This window comes from Pseudomonas sp. Pseusp11, from assembly GCF_047304405.1.
In the GTDB taxonomy this organism is placed as follows: Bacteria; Pseudomonadota; Gammaproteobacteria; order Pseudomonadales; family Pseudomonadaceae; genus Aquipseudomonas.
Window position 1 is genome coordinate 22,595 of record NZ_JBGLZF010000004.1, and the last position, 16,044, is coordinate 38,638.

Genomic DNA, 16,044 nt, shown 5'->3' on the forward strand with positions numbered 1-16,044 from the left:
ATTATAACCACACCCGGCGGCCGACGACAGGCAACACCGTAACCCAAAGTAATCGAGCCGACAAAACTGCCGGTTCGCCCATGATTATCGAGATAACGTCTTCAGCTCAAGGCCTTGCGATTGAAGTCGCGCAAACGGAAGCCCATCAACAGCAACATGCCGAAATACGCCACGACGCCTGCGATCACCAATGCACCCAGACGCAGCAGCCGCTCAAGCATCGGCCCCTGCCCCCAGGCCGGCATAAAGTGCATCGCACCCAGCAATACTGCAGACATCACCGCTACCGCCACCAGCAATTTAAGCCCGAACTTCGCCCAGCCCGGTTGCGGCTGATACATCTGCTGCTTGCGCAGTTGATAAAACAGCAAACCGGCGTTGATGCAGGCACCCGCACTGATGGCCAGGGCCAGGCCGGCGTGCGCCAGCGGACCGATCAGCACCAGGTTGAACAGCTGGGTGACAATCAAGGTGAAAATCGCGATTTTTACCGGGGTGCGGATGTTTTGTTGCGCATAAAAGCCCGGTGCCAGCACTTTAATCACAATAATCCCCAGCAAGCCGACGGAATAAGCGATCAACGCACGCTGGGTCATGGCCGCATCGAAAGCACTGAACTGGCCGTACTGGAACAGTGAGGCCGTCAGCGGCTCAGACAGAATCCCCAGCGCCAGGGCGCACGGCAACACCAGCATGAAGCACAGGCGCAGCCCCCAATCGAGGATTCGCGAGTATTCGTGGCGATCCTGACTGGCATAGGTCTTGGCCAGGGTCGGCAACAAAATCGTGCCCAGCGCCACACCCAGCACGCCGGATGGCAACTCCATCAGGCGGTCGGCGTAATACATCCAGGACACGGAACCGGCCACCAGGAACGAGGCAAAAATAGTATTGATGATCAGCGAAATCTGACTCACAGAAACCCCGATGATCGCGGGCAGCATCTGTTTCATGACTCGCCAGACACCGCTATCGCGCAGGTTCAAACGCGGCAGTACCAGCATGCCGATTTTTTTCAGGTGCGGCAGTTGATAGAGCAACTGCGCCAGCCCACCCACCAGAACGGCCCAGCCCAGCGCCATCACCGGCGGATCGAAATACGGCGTCAGGAATACCGCAAAGATGATCATGCTGACATTGAGCAGGGTCGGCACGAAGGCTGGCACCGAGAAGCGGTTCCAGGTGTTGAGGATCGCCCCGGCCAACGATGACAGGGAGATCAGCAATATATAAGGGAAAGTGACCCGCAGCAGATCGGTTGTCAGCCGGAATTTTTCAGGAGAATCGACGAAACCCGGTGCCGTGGCCCAGATGACCCAAGGGGCGGCGAGCATGCCCAACGCAGTGACCAGCGCCAGTACCAGTGTCAGCAGGCCTGAGACGTAGGCAATGAAGGTCCGCGTTGCCTCCTCGCCCTTCTGGCTTTTGTATTCGGCAAGAATCGGCACAAAGGCCTGGGAAAACGCCCCTTCGGCAAAGATCCGCCGCAGCAGATTGGGCAGTTTGAAGGCGATAAAGAAGGCGTCGGTCGCCATTCCGGCACCAAATGCACGGGCGATTAGAGTGTCACGAACAAACCCCAACACCCGGGAAAGCATCGTGATAGAGCTGACAGCGGCCAACGATTTGAGTAGATTCATTGAAAGAGTTTGTGCCTGTCGATAAACAGCAGGCGAACAACGCGCCCACTTATGCGATACTCCGCGCCGCAACAGCACAGAGCCAAAGCTCGCGAGTTTACAGGTCGCGCGCCGGAAAGAAATATCCAGCGCACCGCCCCCTTGAAAACGTAGCGAGCGAAGGCAAGACAAGGCGAAAGCAGGCGAGAAAGCGGAGTTGACTTTAGTCAATGAGCATTTCGAGTCTGCTTTCAACGCTGTATTGCCGAGCGCAGTAGTTTTCATGGGGCCGGAACCGGCCACTTAGCGGAACGTCTCTTCCGCCCTTGACAAGCCATCAACTCATCGGCATGATTCGCGGCCTATTTTGTTTGCTATTTCCTAAAAAGTCTTTCGAGGAGCTCGACGGTGGCCAACACACCTTCCGCCAAAAAACGTGCAAAACAGGCTGAGAAGCGTCGCAGCCACAACGCCAGCCTGCGTTCCATGGTTCGTACCTACATCAAGAATGTAGTTAAAGCCATCGACGCAAAAGACGCTGCTAAAGCTCAAGCTGCTTACGTTCTGGCCGTGCCAGTTATCGACCGTATGGCCGATAAAGGCATCATCCACAAGAACAAAGCTGCTCGCCATAAGAGCCGTCTGAATGGCCACGTCAAGGCCCTGAACGTTGCCGCTGCTGCCTAAGCGACGCGCTCGTTAAAAAACCGACCTCAGGGTCGGTTTTTTATTGCCTGCGATTTAGCAGGTGATACGCAAAAAAATGTGGGAGCGAGCCTGCTCGCCCCCACACCTGGACCTGCGTCAGATTACTGGGCGTGAGTCCACGGCAGAATCGGAATCGCCGTCACCGCATTCTGCGGACTGCCCTCGATCAAACGATCGCTGTAGACCAGATACACCAGGGTATTGCGCTTCTTGTCGAGGAATCGCACCACCTGCATAGTCTTGAATACCAGCGAGGTGCGCTCCTTGAACACCTCCTCGCCATCCTTGAGCTCACCCTTGAAGTTGATCGGCCCGACCTGGCGACATGCAATAGACGCTTCAGCGCGATCCTCGGCCAATCCCAGACCACCTTTCACGCCACCCGTCTTGGCGCGCGACAAGTAACAGGTCACGCCCTCCACCTTCGGATCATCAAACGCCTCGACAACGATACGGTCGTTCGGGCCGACGAATTTGAACACCGTCGACACCTGGCCAATTTCCTCGGCCGAGGCCAGCAGCGGCATCGCCAACAACAAGCCCAACAATCCTTTTGCCACACGCATTCAGGTATTCCTTCAGACCAGAATCAGGTTATCCCGGTGAACCAGCTCCGGCTCCGCCATGTAACCCAACAGACCGATAATCGCCTCAGACGACTGACCGATGATTTTTTGTGCTTCCAGAGCACTGTAGTTAGCCAGGCCACGGGCGATTTCACGACCGTCCGGCGCCACACAGACCACCATTTCGCCGCGACGGAAGCTGCCCTGGACCAGCTTTACACCTACCGGCAGCAAACTTTTATTGCCTTGGGACAGCGCGGTCACCGCACCCGCGTCCAGCACCAGCGTGCCGCGAGTTTGCAGATGCCCGGCCAGCCACTGTTTGCGGGCCGCCAGCATGCCGCGCTCAGGCGACAGCAAAGTGCCGATGCGCTCGCCAGCCTTGAGGCGATCCAGCACTCGCTCAATACGCCCGCCAACGATGATGGTGTGCGCACCGGAGCGCGCCGCCAGACGCGCAGCGCGCAGCTTGGTCTGCATGCCGCCACGCCCCAGCGCGCCGCCAGTGCCACCTGCTACCGCATCGAGCGCCGGATCGTCGGCCCGCGCCTCGTAAATCAGCTTGGCGTCGGGATTGTTGCGTGGATCAGCATCGAACATGCCATCGCGATCGGTGAGGATCACCAGCAAATCGGCTTCGACCAGATTCGCCACCAGCGCCGCCAACGTGTCGTTGTCGCCGAAACGGATTTCGTCAGTGACCACGGTGTCGTTTTCATTGATCACCGGGATCACTTTCAACTCGACCAGCGCACGCAGGGTGCTACGAGCATTCAGGTAGCGCTTGCGGTCGGACAAATCGTCGTGAGTCAGGAGAATCTGTGCGGTATGCCGACCATGTTCGGCGAAGCTCGACTCCCAGGCCTGCACCAACCCCATCTGACCGATGGCGGCAGCCGCTTGCAACTCGTGCATCGCACTGGGTCGTGAGGTCCAGCCCAGACGGCTCATGCCCGCCGCCACTGCCCCAGAGGACACCAGCACCAGCTCAACGCCCGCCTCATGCAGGGCAACCATCTGCTCGACCCAGACACCCATTGCCGCGCGATCCAGGCCCTTGCCGTCCGCCGTCAGCAAAGCGCTGCCGATCTTCACGACCCAACGCTGCGCACCTGTCACCTTGCTCCGCATCATCTTCAACCTTAGCTTGAGGGCAGCGCGACCTGGCACTGCCCGTGACGTTATTCGTGGTTCTTCGTGACCAACAGTCGATTTCCAGATACTAAAACGCCGCTCCAGTGAGCGGCGCTTAAGTTTATCGCAACGAATCAGTCACGCACGTAAATGATTTCCGGACCGTCTTCGTCATCCACATCTTCTTCGTCCCAATCGTCGTCACCGATGTCATGGACCGACTTCACGCCGCTGCGGCGCAGGGCACGCTGATCGTCCAGCGCCTGCAACTGGGCGCGCGCTTCATCTTCGATGCGCCGATCGAGTTCAGCCAACTCTTCCTTGTAGGCCGGGTCGTTAGCCAGGCGATCGGCGCGATCTTCCAGGTAACGCATGATGTCGTGGCACAGACGCTCGGTGCCTTGCTTGGCGATCGCCGAGATCACATAGACCGGACCAGTCCATTCCAGACGATCAACGATCTCCTTGACGCGAGCATCGTGCTCTTCCTCAAGGATCTGGTCGCACTTGTTCAGCACCAGCCAGCGATCACGCTCAGCCAGGGACGGGCTGAACTTGGTCAGCTCGCTGACGATCACTTCAGCAGCATCCGGCGCGCTGGTGTCATCCAGCGGCGCCATGTCGACGAGGTGCAGCAGCAGACGCGTACGCGACAAGTGCTTGAGGAAGCGAATCCCCAGGCCTGCGCCGTCGGAAGCACCTTCGATCAGACCCGGAATATCCGCGACCACGAAGCTCTTCCAGCGATCGACACTGACCACACCCAGGTTCGGCACCAATGTGGTGAACGGGTAGTCAGCGACTTTCGGCTTGGCGGCCGACACCGAGCGAATGAAAGTACTTTTGCCAGCGTTCGGCAAACCGAGCAGACCGACGTCCGCCAACACCTTCATTTCCAGCTTCAGGTCGCGCTGCTCACCCGGCTTGCCCGGCGTGGTCTGGCGCGGCGCACGGTTGGTACTGGATTTGAAACGAGTGTTACCCAGACCGTGCCAGCCGCCCTGAACCACCATCAGCTTCTGGCCGGCCTTGGTCAGGTCGCCAATGACTTCCTGGGTGGCAGAGTCGATCACTGTGGTACCGACCGGCACCCGCAGGATCAGATCCTCACCTTTTTTGCCGGTGCAGTCGGTGCTGCCACCGTTGGAACCGCGCTCGGCATCGAAGTGCCGGGTGTAACGGTAGTCGACCAGGGTGTTCAGGTTTTCGTCGGCCATCATGTAGATGGAACCGCCATCACCACCGTCGCCGCCGTTCGGGCCGCCGTTTTCAATGAATTTCTCTCGACGGAAACTCATGCAACCGTTGCCACCGTCGCCGGCCTTTACTCGAATCGATACTTCATCAACAAACTTCATAACAAAACGCCTCTCGCCATACGGACGAGCCGAAAAACAACCAAGACATAAGACTCTTGCAAAAATGAGCGCAGCGACCTCAATCAACGACCGCCAATACAGCGCTGGAGCCCATCACAAACAGCTTTGCAAGAGACTCACCCCACAAACGAAAAAGCCCCGTCGCAAGACAGGGCTTTTCCAGCGATCGCGCAATTAAGCTGCGACGACGCTCACGTAACGACGACCGAAGGCGCCTTTTACTTCAAACTTGATCACGCCTTCGATTTTCGCGAAGAGGGTGTGATCTTTACCCATGCCAACGCCGTAGCCAGCGTGGAATTGGGTGCCGCGCTGACGCACGATGATGTTACCGGCCTTGATGACCTGGCCGCCATACATCTTCACGCCAAGGCGTTTGGCTTCTGAGTCGCGACCGTTACGGGTACTACCACCAGCTTTTTTGTGTGCCATGAGTTCAATTCTCCTAGTGAGGAATTAGGCTGATTAAGCCTGAATACCGGTGATTTTGATCTCGGTGTACCACTGGCGGTGGCCCATACGCTTCATGTGGTGCTTACGGCGACGGAACTTGATGATGCGGACTTTATCGTGACGACCTTGGGAGATCACTTCAGCCACAACGGTAGCGCCAGGAACAACTGGAGCGCCGATATTCACGTCGTCGCCATTGGCAACCAACAGAACGCGATCAAAAGTTACGGATTCGCCGGTAGCGATTTCCAGTTTTTCGATCTTCAGGTATTCACCTGGAGCAACTTTGTACTGCTTGCCACCAGTAACGATTACTGCATAAGACATGGTATTTCTCCGATAATCCTGCTCACCCAGCTCTTTATAAGAAGAGGTATTGGCTGGCATGGCTGCATAAGGCTGGAAGGCCTGTTTGCAATTGCGTAAGGCAGGTGCTGCCCAGGAAGTTCAGGGTGCGCGATTGTACGCAAGCTACTCTGGCGTTGCAAGTGGCCGTCCATCGCGCCTTGACAGGCCCGGACGTGGGTCCTAGCATGCCGCGCAACCCTTCTGGAGCAACTGTCGCTGATGCAACCCCAAGCTTTCTACCGCGCGGTGGCGGACGATTTTAGCGCCGTCGACGGCATCATCAAGAAGCAGCTGACTTCCCGAGTGCCGCTGGTATCGAAAATCGGCGACTACATTACCTCGGCTGGCGGTAAACGCCTGCGTCCCTTGCTCGTACTGCTATGCGGCAAGGCACTGGGCCGCGAAGGCGATGACCTGCGCCTGCTGGCCGCGACCATCGAGTTCCTGCACACCGCCACCCTGCTGCACGACGACGTCGTCGACATGTCCGGCATGCGCCGTGGCCGTTCGACCGCCAATGCCATGTGGGGCAACGCGCCGAGCGTGCTGGTCGGCGACTTCCTGTATTCGCGTTCTTTCGAAATGATGGTCGAACTGGGCTCCATGCCGGTGATGAAGATCCTTTCGCAAGCCACGCGCATCATCGCTGAAGGCGAGGTGCTACAGCTGTCGAAGGTCCGCGACGCCAGCACCACCGAAGAAACCTACATGGAAGTCATTCGCGGCAAAACCGCGATGCTCTTCGAGGCTTCGACCCACAGTGCCGCGGCCCTGGCCGGTGCCTCGCTGGAACAGAGCGAAGCGCTGCGCACCTTCGGCGATCACCTGGGCGTAGCCTTCCAACTGGTCGACGACCTGCTGGACTACCGTGGCGATGCCGAGACCCTGGGCAAGAACGTCGGTGACGACCTGGCCGAGGGCAAGCCGACGCTGCCGCTGATCTACACCATGCGCGAAGGCACTCCGGAGCAGGCCGCGCTGGTTCGTCAGGCGATCCAGAAAGGTGGCATCGAAGACCTGGAAAGCATTCGCGAAGCGGTCGAAGCTTCCGGCTCGCTGGATTACACCGCGCAACTGGCCCGCGACTACGTGGCCCGTGCGATCAAGTGCCTCGACGCCCTGCCCGCCAGCGAATACCGCGATGCGCTGGTGGAATTGAGTGAGTTTGCGGTCGCTCGCACGCACTGATTTCACAACAAAAGATCGCAGCCTCGCTCCGCTCGACAGCTCCTACGGTGACCGCATTAGTCAACATTCCTGTAGGAGCTGCCGAGCGGAGCGAGGCTGCGATCTTTTGATCTTTTGCTGTTGGCTCCCTCCAGCGATAAATCCCTATATAATGTGCGCTTTTTAGCCATCCTGAATCCAAGGAGCTTTAGTGAGCACGTTGCCACCCTGCCCGAAATGCAATTCCGAATACACCTACGAAGACGGCGCACAGCTGATCTGCCCGGAGTGCGCCCATGAGTGGTCCGCCAACGGCGAAGCCGAAGTAGCGTCCGACGACACCGTGAAAAAGGACTCGGTCGGCAACGTCCTGCAGGACGGCGATACCATCACCGTGATCAAGGACCTCAAGGTCAAAGGCACTTCCCTGGTGGTCAAGGTCGGCACCAAGGTCAAGAACATCCGCCTGTGCGATGGCGACCACGACATCGACTGCAAGATCGACGGCATCGGCCCGATGAAACTCAAATCCGAGTTCGTCAGAAAAGTCTGAGCCTTTTGTACTCCATCCCGCGCCTGGCGTGGGATGGTGCTTCGCCCTTCCCCGCGTCACCCAACACTCCTCGCAATAGCCAAACACCAGCCGTTTTGACCTTACGCAATCCTTACCCGATAAAAAACGCAAACCGCCAATAGGCCCTTGCTATTTAATGAATAGGAATTATTCTCATTGAAACCAATCAATGGAGATGAGACCCATGACTTATTTGATCGATGCCTGGCTGGACCGCCCACATCCCTACCTCAGAATCCTGCATCGGGAAACCGGGGAAGTCTGTGCGGTGCTTGAAGAAGAAGCCTTGAACGAGCTGCAGGATCAGGGTGATCTGGACGTCAATGGCCTGAGTTCCAGTGAGCCGGTGGTACTCAAGGAACTGGTGCGCAATCTATTTCTGTTTTGCTATGCCCGGGCGTTGCGCCCGAGTCATGACCTGAATACCAAGTTCGAGGTATGAAGATCATTTGTAAAAATGCCGGAGCTGGCCCTGCAGGAGCGGGCCAGCTCCAACACCGGGATTACAGAACGTCGAGCAGTTCGACGTCGAATACCAGTACGCTGTGCGGCGGAATGCTGCCAACGCCTTGAGCGCCGTAAGCCAGTTCGCTCGGCACGTACAGACGCCATTTGCTGCCCGCGTTCATCAGTTGCAGGGCTTCGGTCCAGCCAGCGATAACGCCGCCTACCGGGAATTCTGCAGGCTGGCCGCGCTCGTAGGAGCTGTCGAACACAGTGCCGTCGATCAGAGTGCCGTGGTAGTGAGTGCGTACTTGATCTTCACGGGTTGGCTTGGCGCCTTCACCTTGAGTCAGCACTTCAAATTGCAGGCCCGAAGCCAGAGTAGTGATGCCTTCACGCTTGGCGTTTTCAGCCAGGAAAGCCAAACCTTCGCCAGCAGCAGCTTCAGCCTTGGCAGCCGCTTCAGCTTGCATGATCTCGCGGATCACCTTGAAGCTGGCGGACATTTCTTCCTGACCCACACGGCTTGGCTTGCCGGCGAACGCGTCGGTCAGACCCGCCAGGATTGCGTCCAGGCTCACGCCCGGTGGCGGGTTGTCACGCAGTTGGTCGCCCAACTGACGGCCAATGCCGTAGCTGACGCGGGTTTCGTCGGTGGACAGATTTACTTCGGACATGACACTGCTCCGCTGTGTGGACGGCCCTGGAACTTGCCGTGCGTGCACAGCGCATCCCGGAGCGCCCGGAATCAAAAGGGCGAGCAGACTAGCACAGATGACGCCACGTTGATGAGCGGCGTCAGCCCTGTTACACAGAACGGAAGGTGCTTGGTAATTTCGGACTTTCCTCGGCACTGGTACCGCACATTTCGTCATCAGCCGGAGTGTGTACAACGTTGAATGACTTGGGACAGGCGTGAAGCACTTCACGCGCATGCTCGACTGAGCGCAGCCGCAATGTCTCGCCATGGGCATCGAGCACTCGATGCGCCACGCCATGCATCCGAGCCTCCAGCACGTAGAACACGCCTTCCGTCGAGATCAGGTTCAGCTCATCGATTTTTCCGGCGACAGCATAGGCATTCAACTCTTGCAGGTTCATGAGTGCACCTCACGCAGTGGCGAGCCAGGATCATTACAGGGATATGCCTCGACGCGCCAAAGTACAAGCCACAAACGACACCGCCCGTCTGTTTCGCAACAGACGGGCGGTGCGGTGCAGCAAGTAAGGGCGGATCAGTGCTTGGTCAGCTTGTCCAGGTAACCCATGGCAAACGCCGATACCACGAAGGTCATGTGGATGATCACGTACCACTGCAAATGCTCGGGATCGACGTTCTTGGCGTCCATGAAGATCCGCAGCAGGTGGATCGACGAAATCGCCACGATGGAAGCCGCGACCTTCATCTTCAACGAAGACGAGTCCATGGTGCCCAGCCAATTGAGTTTTTCCTTGCTGTCGTCGATGTCCAGTTCGGAAACGAAGTTCTCGTAACCGGAAATCATCACCATCACCAGCAAGCCGCCTACCAGCGCCATGTCGATCAGCGACAACAACACCAGAATCAGATCCGACTCGGCCATCGAGAACACGTTAGGGATGACGTGGATGACTTCCTGGAAGAATTTCAGTGCCAACGCCAGCAAGCCCAGCGACAAACCGAAATAGATCGGCGCCAGCAACCAGCGGGAGGCGTACATTGTATTTTCGATAAAGCGTTCCATTGAATCTCACACAAGGGGCTGGAAATGGCGGCGAGTATAACAGCCGCCTGTTACACCCAGAAACCGCCGGAAAATCCGCAACCTGCGTGTGTGTGACAAAGTTTTTCTGCTAGTGTCCAGATCAATGACAGGTCAGCGACATCGGACAGGAAAACTGGAAATGGATGTGCGATTGCCCTTAATGAGTGCCGGACTTGGCTTCGCATTGCTGCTCGGTGGTTGTTCACCCAGCGATGAGAAACGCCAGGTCAGCCTCGAAGAAAAGACCGCGCAGTTCGAAAAGTCTCTGGAGGCGATCAAGGATCCGAAACTCAAGGACGTGGTGACCGAACTCGGCGGTTCACTGCTGCTGCTCGAGCGCGCGCAACTCAAGCTCGACAGTAAACCGGTGGTCACCGAATACGGCGAAGATGCCCTCGCCGTGTTCAAGCACTACCCCACGCCCCAGGCGCTGGTCGACACCTACATCAACGGGCTTCTCGTGCTGCACAAGGAGTCCAGCTCAGATTACCTGACCGATCTGCAACCGGTATTCCCCCTTCACTTCAACACCCCTGGCGCATTCCTTTTCCCTCATGACCTGGAATGGCAATCGGTGACCCTCAGCAACAAGCGCGTCATCGCGTTTCAGCCGGAATGGTCGGAAACCGACCCCGGAATCCAGCTGAGCCCGTCGAGCTCCAACCTGACCAACCCCGATGACTTGACGGTGACCTACCCCTTCATCGAAGGCCTGGGTGTGGACAAGAAGAACCTGCCACAACCGGTGAGTCTGCAAGGCAAGGTGGAGGTCATCGCCCCACGCCGAATCTACAGCTTCGACCTGACAAAAAAGGACGTCGGCCAGACGCGCACCAATGACAACCTTAGTGTCACGCTGCTGAAGCTTGAAAAAAACCACGCCGAAATCGAATTCAGTAACAGCGCACCACCGGCCCCCGAGGTTCGCGATACACCGCCCAACCCGCTGATCGTTCAGGCCAGGGACACCACCGGGCAATTCCTCTCGCGCTCGGGCGCGATCAATGAAACCGCCGCGCAAATTGCGTTCTATCAAAAACAACTGGCGCAAATGCAACAGCAGAAAGCCTGGAGCGAAGCGTTCGAAAAACAGCTCGAGGACGACCAGCGCGCCTTTGAAAAACAACAAACCCGACAGTACGCCAAGGTGTACTTCAACGGACCGATCGACACGCTCGAAGTCAGCTTGCTGGACTTCTCGGCGGTCACGGTGACCCGCAAGAACCTAAACCTGCCGGTACGCCGCTTCGACCCGCACACGACGGAAAAAACCATCCAGCCACTGGCCTTGCCCGTGGTGGTATACGACGACCAGGCTGCGACCTGGCTCAAGGGTGCGACGCTGGACGAGAACCAACTGAAAAAAAGCATCAGTATCAGCCAGTCGATCGATGATCCAAGCGCCGCGCGCATCGATTTCGATCACCCCAGAAGCTTCAATGACGAACTGCTCGGCACCTCGTTCAATCCCGGCGAAAGTCCCGTGACGTTTTTTACCCAAGACAGCAATGGCCGGCGCGACGGGCCGATCGAGCTGCCACCGGAGGCGTATCAGGTCGACCCGCTACGCGGCAGCATCACCTACGATCTGAATCTGTTTGCAGAAACTCCGGCCTACGCAGTGGGCTCCATGCCGCTGTTCCTGGCGACTGTCGACAAGCAAACCTACGACGCCCACCAACTGCCCAAGGGCCTGGCGCTCAAAGGGAATGAGTTGGTGGTTGATCTGAAGCTGTTCCCCGACCAGGACTGGCGCTTTTTCGCCAAGGACGACAGTGGCAACTATCTGAAGGAGATTCTTTCGGTCAGTCACGACGCGAATGCGCAAGGTCCGGGGTTATTCGCAGTGCATTACTTCTACGGCCAGCCCACACGTCTGGAAACTTATCAGCGAACCAACCTCACCACCGTGCAATACGGTTTCGAGGTCAAACTCGACAAGACCGAGCCAGGTAACCTGGATCAATAGCCTGGATCAGCCTTCAGGTCGAAACCCGGGACCGGCAAGGTTGTGGAAACGGCCACCGTTGATCTCTCGCAACTGGGCTTGCAGGTGCAGGCACCAGATTTGCGGGTCATCGGCCAACTCGTAGCCATGCAGGGTCAGACTTTCGACGATGGTGTCGAGGATCGATTCAGCCACGACCGGCCCACGGAACGGGCCTTGAGCCTTGATGGCTGAAGGTTGCTCGCCGGCCATTCCGGCGGCAAAAAGCAAGGTCCACATGCCCGTATCTCCCGCCAGCGGGCGGATAGCACATTCGATACGGGTCACAAGGCCCAGGCATTGACGGGTGAGGCAGAGGTTGCGCGACATGGCGGCGACCCTCGGTAGATCCGGTATTCAGCCTCCACGGGAAGGCTGTCTCGATCCAGTGATAACTGTCGATATCCTTGAGCAGAGAATAGAAGAAAAGTTCAGCTCGCACGCGGCACGCGGCCAGAAGGCGCCGAGTGGTCGCCGTGCAAATATTGACGCCAGAGTTGTGACGAAATGCTAATCCTTTGAGGATCGCATTTCGCTGAAAAGATCGCAGCCTGCGGCAGCTCCTACGCCGAACGCGTTTCCCTGTAGGAATTGCCGAAGGCTGTGATCTTTTGCTTCACATCAGGCTGGTTTGACTTCCAGCAATGCTTCCTGCGCCAACTCCTTTTCGGCCTCTTTGAGGTCTTCCTCGCTGACCATTTCCGCGATCACCCGCAATCGTTCCACCACCCGCGCGTTGACGCTGCCCTCGGGAAAGTCGCCATTCTCATCCGGCGTACCGGCCGGCTCGCCGACCAGCAGGCTCAGGGCTTCGTCGGCCTGGCGCACCGCGTAGACATGGAACTGCCCCGCGCGCACCGCCGCCAGCACCTTCTCGTCGAGCATCAGCGTGGCGACGTTGGCCTGAGGAATGATCGCTCCCTGCTCGCCCGTCAGGCCGCGAGCCTCGCAGAGCCGGAAGAAGCCTTCGATCTTCTCGTTGACCCCGCCTACCGCCTGCACTTCACCGAATTGGTTGATCGAACCGGTAATCGCAAAGCACTGCTTGAGTGGAGTTTTCGACAAGGCCGAGATCAGCGTGCAGGCCTCGCCCAACGATGCGCTGTCGCCGTCGACGTAACCGTAGGACTGCTCCAAGGCGATGCTTGCGGAAATCGCCAACGGGAATTCCTGGGCATAGCGGCTGCCCAGGTACCCGGTGAGGATCATCACGCCTTTGGAGTGAATCGGCTGGCCGAGGTTGACCTCGCGCTCGATGTCGACGATGCCGCTGCCGCCCGGATACACCGTGGCGGAAATCCGCGCCGGTATCCCGAAGGCCGAATCGCCGACTTCCAGTACCGTCAGCCCGTTGCACTTGCCGACCGCCGCGCCATCGGTGTCGATCAGAATGATCCCGGCCAGCATGTCATCGAGAATCCGCGCCGAAACGCGCCCGGTACGGGTGGCCTTGGCCTTGAGCGCACGCTCGATGTGCCCGGCGTCAGTCATCTTGTCACCCGCCAGGTCACGAATGAAATCTGCCTCGCTGACCAGTTGGAACAGATCGCCGATCCGTGCCGACAAACGTCCCTGGTGCTCGGCCAGACGTGCGCTGTAAGTCGCCAGACGCGCCACCGCATCCGCGGTCAGCGGCGCCATGCCTTCTTCCGAGGTACGGGTTTTGAGCAACTGGGCGAACTGCTCCAGGCTTTCGTCGACCATCGGAATGTCTTCATCGAAATCAACCAGGACGCGGAACATCTCCTGGAAGTCCGGATCGAGGTCTTGCAGCGTGTAGTAGAGCTGCCGGGCGCCGATGATCACGACTTTGACCTGCAACGGAATGTGTTGCGGCGTCAGCGTCACGGTGGCCAGACGGCCCAGCTCACCCAGTGGCGATTCCATTTTCAGCTTGCGCGATTGCAAGGCACGCTTGAGCGCATCCCACACGAATGGCTCGCTGAGCATTTTTTCCGCTTCGAGGATCAGGAAACCGCCGTTGGCCCGGTGCAAAGCACCCGGTCGCAGCTGCCGATAGGTGGTGTAGAGCGCACCCTGATCGGTGCTGTATTCGATGCGGCCGAACAGGTTGTCGTAGGTCGGGTGCGGCTCGAACACCACCGGCGCACCGCCGCTGTGCGGATGCCCGACCACCAAGCTCGGGGCGTATTGCTCTTCAAGCAATTTGCGGGCGACGGCGTCGGTCTTGCTGTCGTCCACCAGTTGCTCGACCACCGTTTTAAGCAGGTACACCTGCATCGCTTGCAAGTAACCGCAAACGCCTGCGTTTTCCGCGTACTTTTCCGACAGCGGCGCCAGCAATGGCTGCAAGGCCAGGGTGATGGTTTCTTCGTTGAGCTGGCGCAGCTGATTGCTCGACTCGCGCTTCCATTGCGGCAGGCTGGCGAGTTCTTCGTTCAACCGCTCTTCGAGCCCGGAAATGTCATCATGAAAGCGCTCGCGCTCGGCTTCCGGCAACTGGGCGAATTCTGCCTCATCCAGGGCCTTGCCTTCGCTCATCGGGGTGAAGGCAATGTTGCTGCTGTCGCGGTAGAGCGCGACGTCTTTCTCCAGCGCCAGACGCTCGATCACATCCAGCGCACGGTCATAACGCTGGTTGAAGGCGCGATCGATGGCGCTTTTCTTCTGCTGGTAGGACGGGTGCTCGAACACTGCCGGAAAGGTCGCCAGCAGGTTGTCGATCAAGCCGTTGATGTCACCGATGAAGGCGCCGGCGGTGCCCGACGGCAATTCCAGGGCGCGAGGCTCGCGAGGCTCATCGAAATTATTGACGTAGACCCAGTCGGCCGGGGTCTGCAGGCGTTTGCCTTCGGCCTTGAGGTAGCGTTTGACGAACGAAAACCGGCCAGTGCCGGGCTCGCCCATGACGAACACGTTGTAACCGGGGCGCGGCATGGCCACACCGAACTGCAAGGCTTCGACCGCACGTTCCTGGCCAAGCACACCGCGAAAGGGCTCCAGATCATTGGTGGTAGAGAAGCTGAACTGTTCAGCGGAAAACGGACGGGTCAGCGCTTCAGGCGCTAGACGCAAGCTGGCAGCAACAGGATCAGGCATCGGGCTTCCTTACATCAGGCGGGGCAGATAACGGCATTCTGGCGCTGCCCGTACCCACTGGCAAGGCGCACCTCAAGCCAAAGCTTAGACAAGCCCCCATCCTCGGGCCGCGCGGGTCAAAATCAAGGTTTTCAGGGAATGTTTCGCAAAAAATCACGGAACCCCTGGAACCTGCCTAAACTCCAAACTGCGCGGCTGGAACGAATAACCGGCCCACTGGCACCATTAGGGGCCAGCACCCTGTCCATTGGTATGCACACAAAGAGAACATAGCTATGAAACGGATTCTTCTTGGTACTCTCTTCACCGTTGTATCCATCAACGCCATGGCTCAGGCGCCAGGCGGTCCGGACTGCGGTTGGGGCAACATGCTGTTCGAAGGTCAGCGTGGCACCCCGGCACACTTCCTGGCATCCACCACCAACGGCACCTCAGGTAACGCAACTTTCGGCATGACCTCCGGTACCAACGGTTGCTCGACCAATGCGGCGCTGACCTATGGCGGCAAATCCTGGCTCGCCATGAATGGCATGATGAACGAGCTGTCCGAAGACATGGCTAAAGGTCAGGGTGAAGCGCTGACCACTTACGCCGTGGTACTGGGTGTGGCGCCGGAAGACCGTGCGCACTTCGCCACCGTGACTCATCAACACTTCCAGCAAATTTTCAGCAAAGCTGACGTGACCGCTGAGGATGTGCATACCAACACCCTGGCCGTACTGAAGAACGATCCTCGTCTGGCCAAGTACGCCACTCAAGCTTAAGCTCGACCCGTCCCGCTCTCTTTGGGGAGCGGGTTTTATTTTTTGACCCGGGCCCTTTTTCGCCTGCCTCTTTGGGTCTTTGTTTCTTTCGACTTA

Annotated in this window: 17 protein-coding genes; 6 read left to right on the forward strand and 11 right to left on the reverse strand. The window is 58.3% G+C overall.

Translation table 11 applies throughout. From position 1 onward, the window contains the following. Window positions 1-101: 101 nt before the first annotated feature. The gene (gene murJ, locus ACCC96_RS04170; protein WP_413695069.1) at window positions 102-1,640 is read right to left on the reverse strand and encodes a murein biosynthesis integral membrane protein MurJ; all 1,539 of its coding nucleotides are present in this window, start codon (window positions 1,638-1,640) and stop codon (window positions 102-104) included. A gap of 387 nt (window positions 1,641-2,027) precedes the next feature. Here murJ and rpsT point away from each other — a divergent pair, with 387 nt between their 5' ends. Then, on the forward strand, window positions 2,028-2,306 hold the full coding sequence (gene rpsT, locus ACCC96_RS04175) for a 30S ribosomal protein S20 (RefSeq protein ID WP_007901883.1): 279 nt from the start codon (window positions 2,028-2,030) through the stop codon (window positions 2,304-2,306). 122 nt (window positions 2,307-2,428) lie between these two features. Here the strand turns inward: rpsT and ACCC96_RS04180 are convergent, their stop codons facing one another. The 5 genes from ACCC96_RS04180 to rplU all read right to left on the reverse strand — a co-directional run bounded on the left by ACCC96_RS04180 (window position 2,429) and on the right by rplU (window position 6,186). Further along, complete coding sequence (locus ACCC96_RS04180) at window positions 2,429-2,893, reverse strand: CreA family protein (RefSeq protein ID WP_007938427.1); 465 nt, start codon at window positions 2,891-2,893, stop codon at window positions 2,429-2,431. A gap of 12 nt (window positions 2,894-2,905) precedes the next feature. Next, entirely contained in the window at window positions 2,906-4,024 is a 1,119-nt protein-coding gene (gene proB, locus ACCC96_RS04185) for a glutamate 5-kinase (protein ID WP_007938428.1), read from the reverse strand. Window positions 4,025-4,161: 137 nt separating this feature from the next. Then, window positions 4,162-5,385: an Obg family GTPase CgtA gene (gene cgtA, locus ACCC96_RS04190; RefSeq protein ID WP_413695070.1), complete on the reverse strand. Its 1,224-nt coding sequence runs from the start codon at window positions 5,383-5,385 to the stop codon at window positions 4,162-4,164. Between the two features lie 195 nt (window positions 5,386-5,580). Further along, window positions 5,581-5,838 carry a 50S ribosomal protein L27 gene (gene rpmA / locus ACCC96_RS04195; RefSeq protein ID WP_003228360.1) on the reverse strand — a complete coding sequence of 86 codons (258 nt, stop codon included), beginning with the start codon at window positions 5,836-5,838 and terminating at the stop codon, window positions 5,581-5,583. Window positions 5,839-5,871: 33 nt separating this feature from the next. After that, window positions 5,872-6,186 carry a 50S ribosomal protein L21 gene (gene rplU, locus ACCC96_RS04200; RefSeq protein ID WP_007901869.1) on the reverse strand — a complete coding sequence of 105 codons (315 nt, stop codon included), beginning with the start codon at window positions 6,184-6,186 and terminating at the stop codon, window positions 5,872-5,874. Between the two features lie 240 nt (window positions 6,187-6,426). On the opposite strand from rplU, the gene ACCC96_RS04205 reads away from it, so the two are divergent. The 3 genes from ACCC96_RS04205 (at window position 6,427) to ACCC96_RS04215 (ending at window position 8,390) form a co-directional block, all read left to right on the forward strand. Then, window positions 6,427-7,395 carry a polyprenyl synthetase family protein gene (locus ACCC96_RS04205; protein WP_019650960.1) on the forward strand — a complete coding sequence of 323 codons (969 nt, stop codon included), beginning with the start codon at window positions 6,427-6,429 and terminating at the stop codon, window positions 7,393-7,395. A gap of 190 nt (window positions 7,396-7,585) precedes the next feature. Next, window positions 7,586-7,927, forward strand: a complete 342-nt coding sequence (locus tag ACCC96_RS04210; protein WP_007938431.1) for a zinc ribbon domain-containing protein YjdM — start codon at window positions 7,586-7,588, stop codon at window positions 7,925-7,927. A gap of 205 nt (window positions 7,928-8,132) precedes the next feature. After that, complete coding sequence (locus ACCC96_RS04215; protein WP_018925879.1) at window positions 8,133-8,390, forward strand: hypothetical protein; 258 nt, start codon at window positions 8,133-8,135, stop codon at window positions 8,388-8,390. A 61-nt stretch (window positions 8,391-8,451) separates the two neighbouring features. On the opposite strand, the gene ACCC96_RS04220 is transcribed toward ACCC96_RS04215, so the two are convergent. The 3 genes from ACCC96_RS04220 to ACCC96_RS04230 all read right to left on the reverse strand — a co-directional run bounded on the left by ACCC96_RS04220 (window position 8,452) and on the right by ACCC96_RS04230 (window position 10,116). Then, window positions 8,452-9,069: an FKBP-type peptidyl-prolyl cis-trans isomerase gene (locus tag ACCC96_RS04220; RefSeq protein ID WP_007938433.1), complete on the reverse strand. Its 618-nt coding sequence runs from the start codon at window positions 9,067-9,069 to the stop codon at window positions 8,452-8,454. Window positions 9,070-9,199: 130 nt separating this feature from the next. After that, window positions 9,200-9,493 carry a DUF6482 family protein gene (locus ACCC96_RS04225; RefSeq protein WP_413695071.1) on the reverse strand — a complete coding sequence of 98 codons (294 nt, stop codon included), beginning with the start codon at window positions 9,491-9,493 and terminating at the stop codon, window positions 9,200-9,202. Window positions 9,494-9,627: 134 nt separating this feature from the next. Next, window positions 9,628-10,116: a TIGR00645 family protein gene (locus ACCC96_RS04230; protein WP_007938436.1), complete on the reverse strand. Its 489-nt coding sequence runs from the start codon at window positions 10,114-10,116 to the stop codon at window positions 9,628-9,630. 160 nt (window positions 10,117-10,276) lie between these two features. On the opposite strand from ACCC96_RS04230, the gene ACCC96_RS04235 reads away from it, so the two are divergent. Further along, the gene (locus ACCC96_RS04235) at window positions 10,277-12,106 is read left to right on the forward strand and encodes a hypothetical protein (RefSeq protein ID WP_413695072.1); all 1,830 of its coding nucleotides are present in this window, start codon (window positions 10,277-10,279) and stop codon (window positions 12,104-12,106) included. Window positions 12,107-12,112: 6 nt separating this feature from the next. Here the strand turns inward: ACCC96_RS04235 and ACCC96_RS04240 are convergent, their stop codons facing one another. Together ACCC96_RS04240 and ACCC96_RS04245 are read right to left on the reverse strand one after the other, a co-directional pair. Next, a complete protein-coding gene (locus ACCC96_RS04240; protein WP_019581273.1) occupies window positions 12,113-12,454 on the reverse strand; it encodes a hypothetical protein in 342 nt (113 codons plus the stop codon). Window positions 12,455-12,745: 291 nt separating this feature from the next. After that, window positions 12,746-15,184, reverse strand: coding sequence for a Lon protease family protein (locus tag ACCC96_RS04245; protein WP_413695073.1), 2,439 nt, complete (start codon window positions 15,182-15,184; stop codon window positions 12,746-12,748). Window positions 15,185-15,459: 275 nt separating this feature from the next. Between ACCC96_RS04245 and ACCC96_RS04250 the strand changes: the two genes are divergently transcribed. After that, window positions 15,460-15,948, forward strand: a complete 489-nt coding sequence (locus ACCC96_RS04250; RefSeq protein WP_019650956.1) for a DUF3015 domain-containing protein — start codon at window positions 15,460-15,462, stop codon at window positions 15,946-15,948. Window positions 15,949-16,044: the final 96 nt, after the last annotated feature.

Excerpts from the sequence above, each read along its gene's own strand:
- murJ (WP_413695069.1), bottom strand. The coding sequence starts at position 1,640 with ATGAATCTACTCAAATCGTTGGCCGCTGTCAGCTCTATCACGATGCTT.
- ACCC96_RS04180 (WP_007938427.1), bottom strand. The coding sequence starts at position 2,893 with ATGCGTGTGGCAAAAGGATTGTTGGGCTTGTTGTTGGCGATGCCGCTG.
- proB (WP_007938428.1), bottom strand. The coding sequence starts at position 4,024 with ATGCGGAGCAAGGTGACAGGTGCGCAGCGTTGGGTCGTGAAGATCGGC.
- cgtA (WP_413695070.1), bottom strand. The coding sequence starts at position 5,385 with ATGAAGTTTGTTGATGAAGTATCGATTCGAGTAAAGGCCGGCGACGGT.
- rpmA (WP_003228360.1), bottom strand. The coding sequence starts at position 5,838 with ATGGCACACAAAAAAGCTGGTGGTAGTACCCGTAACGGTCGCGACTCA.
- rplU (WP_007901869.1), bottom strand. The coding sequence starts at position 6,186 with ATGTCTTATGCAGTAATCGTTACTGGTGGCAAGCAGTACAAAGTTGCT.
- ACCC96_RS04205 (WP_019650960.1), top strand. The coding sequence starts at position 6,427 with ATGCAACCCCAAGCTTTCTACCGCGCGGTGGCGGACGATTTTAGCGCC.
- ACCC96_RS04215 (WP_018925879.1), top strand. The coding sequence starts at position 8,133 with ATGACTTATTTGATCGATGCCTGGCTGGACCGCCCACATCCCTACCTC.
- ACCC96_RS04220 (WP_007938433.1), bottom strand. The coding sequence starts at position 9,069 with ATGTCCGAAGTAAATCTGTCCACCGACGAAACCCGCGTCAGCTACGGC.
- ACCC96_RS04225 (WP_413695071.1), bottom strand. The coding sequence starts at position 9,493 with ATGAACCTGCAAGAGTTGAATGCCTATGCTGTCGCCGGAAAAATCGAT.
- ACCC96_RS04230 (WP_007938436.1), bottom strand. The coding sequence starts at position 10,116 with ATGGAACGCTTTATCGAAAATACAATGTACGCCTCCCGCTGGTTGCTG.
- ACCC96_RS04235 (WP_413695072.1), top strand. The coding sequence starts at position 10,277 with ATGGATGTGCGATTGCCCTTAATGAGTGCCGGACTTGGCTTCGCATTG.
- ACCC96_RS04240 (WP_019581273.1), bottom strand. The coding sequence starts at position 12,454 with ATGTCGCGCAACCTCTGCCTCACCCGTCAATGCCTGGGCCTTGTGACC.
- ACCC96_RS04245 (WP_413695073.1), bottom strand. The coding sequence starts at position 15,184 with ATGCCTGATCCTGTTGCTGCCAGCTTGCGTCTAGCGCCTGAAGCGCTG.
- ACCC96_RS04250 (WP_019650956.1), top strand. The coding sequence starts at position 15,460 with ATGAAACGGATTCTTCTTGGTACTCTCTTCACCGTTGTATCCATCAAC.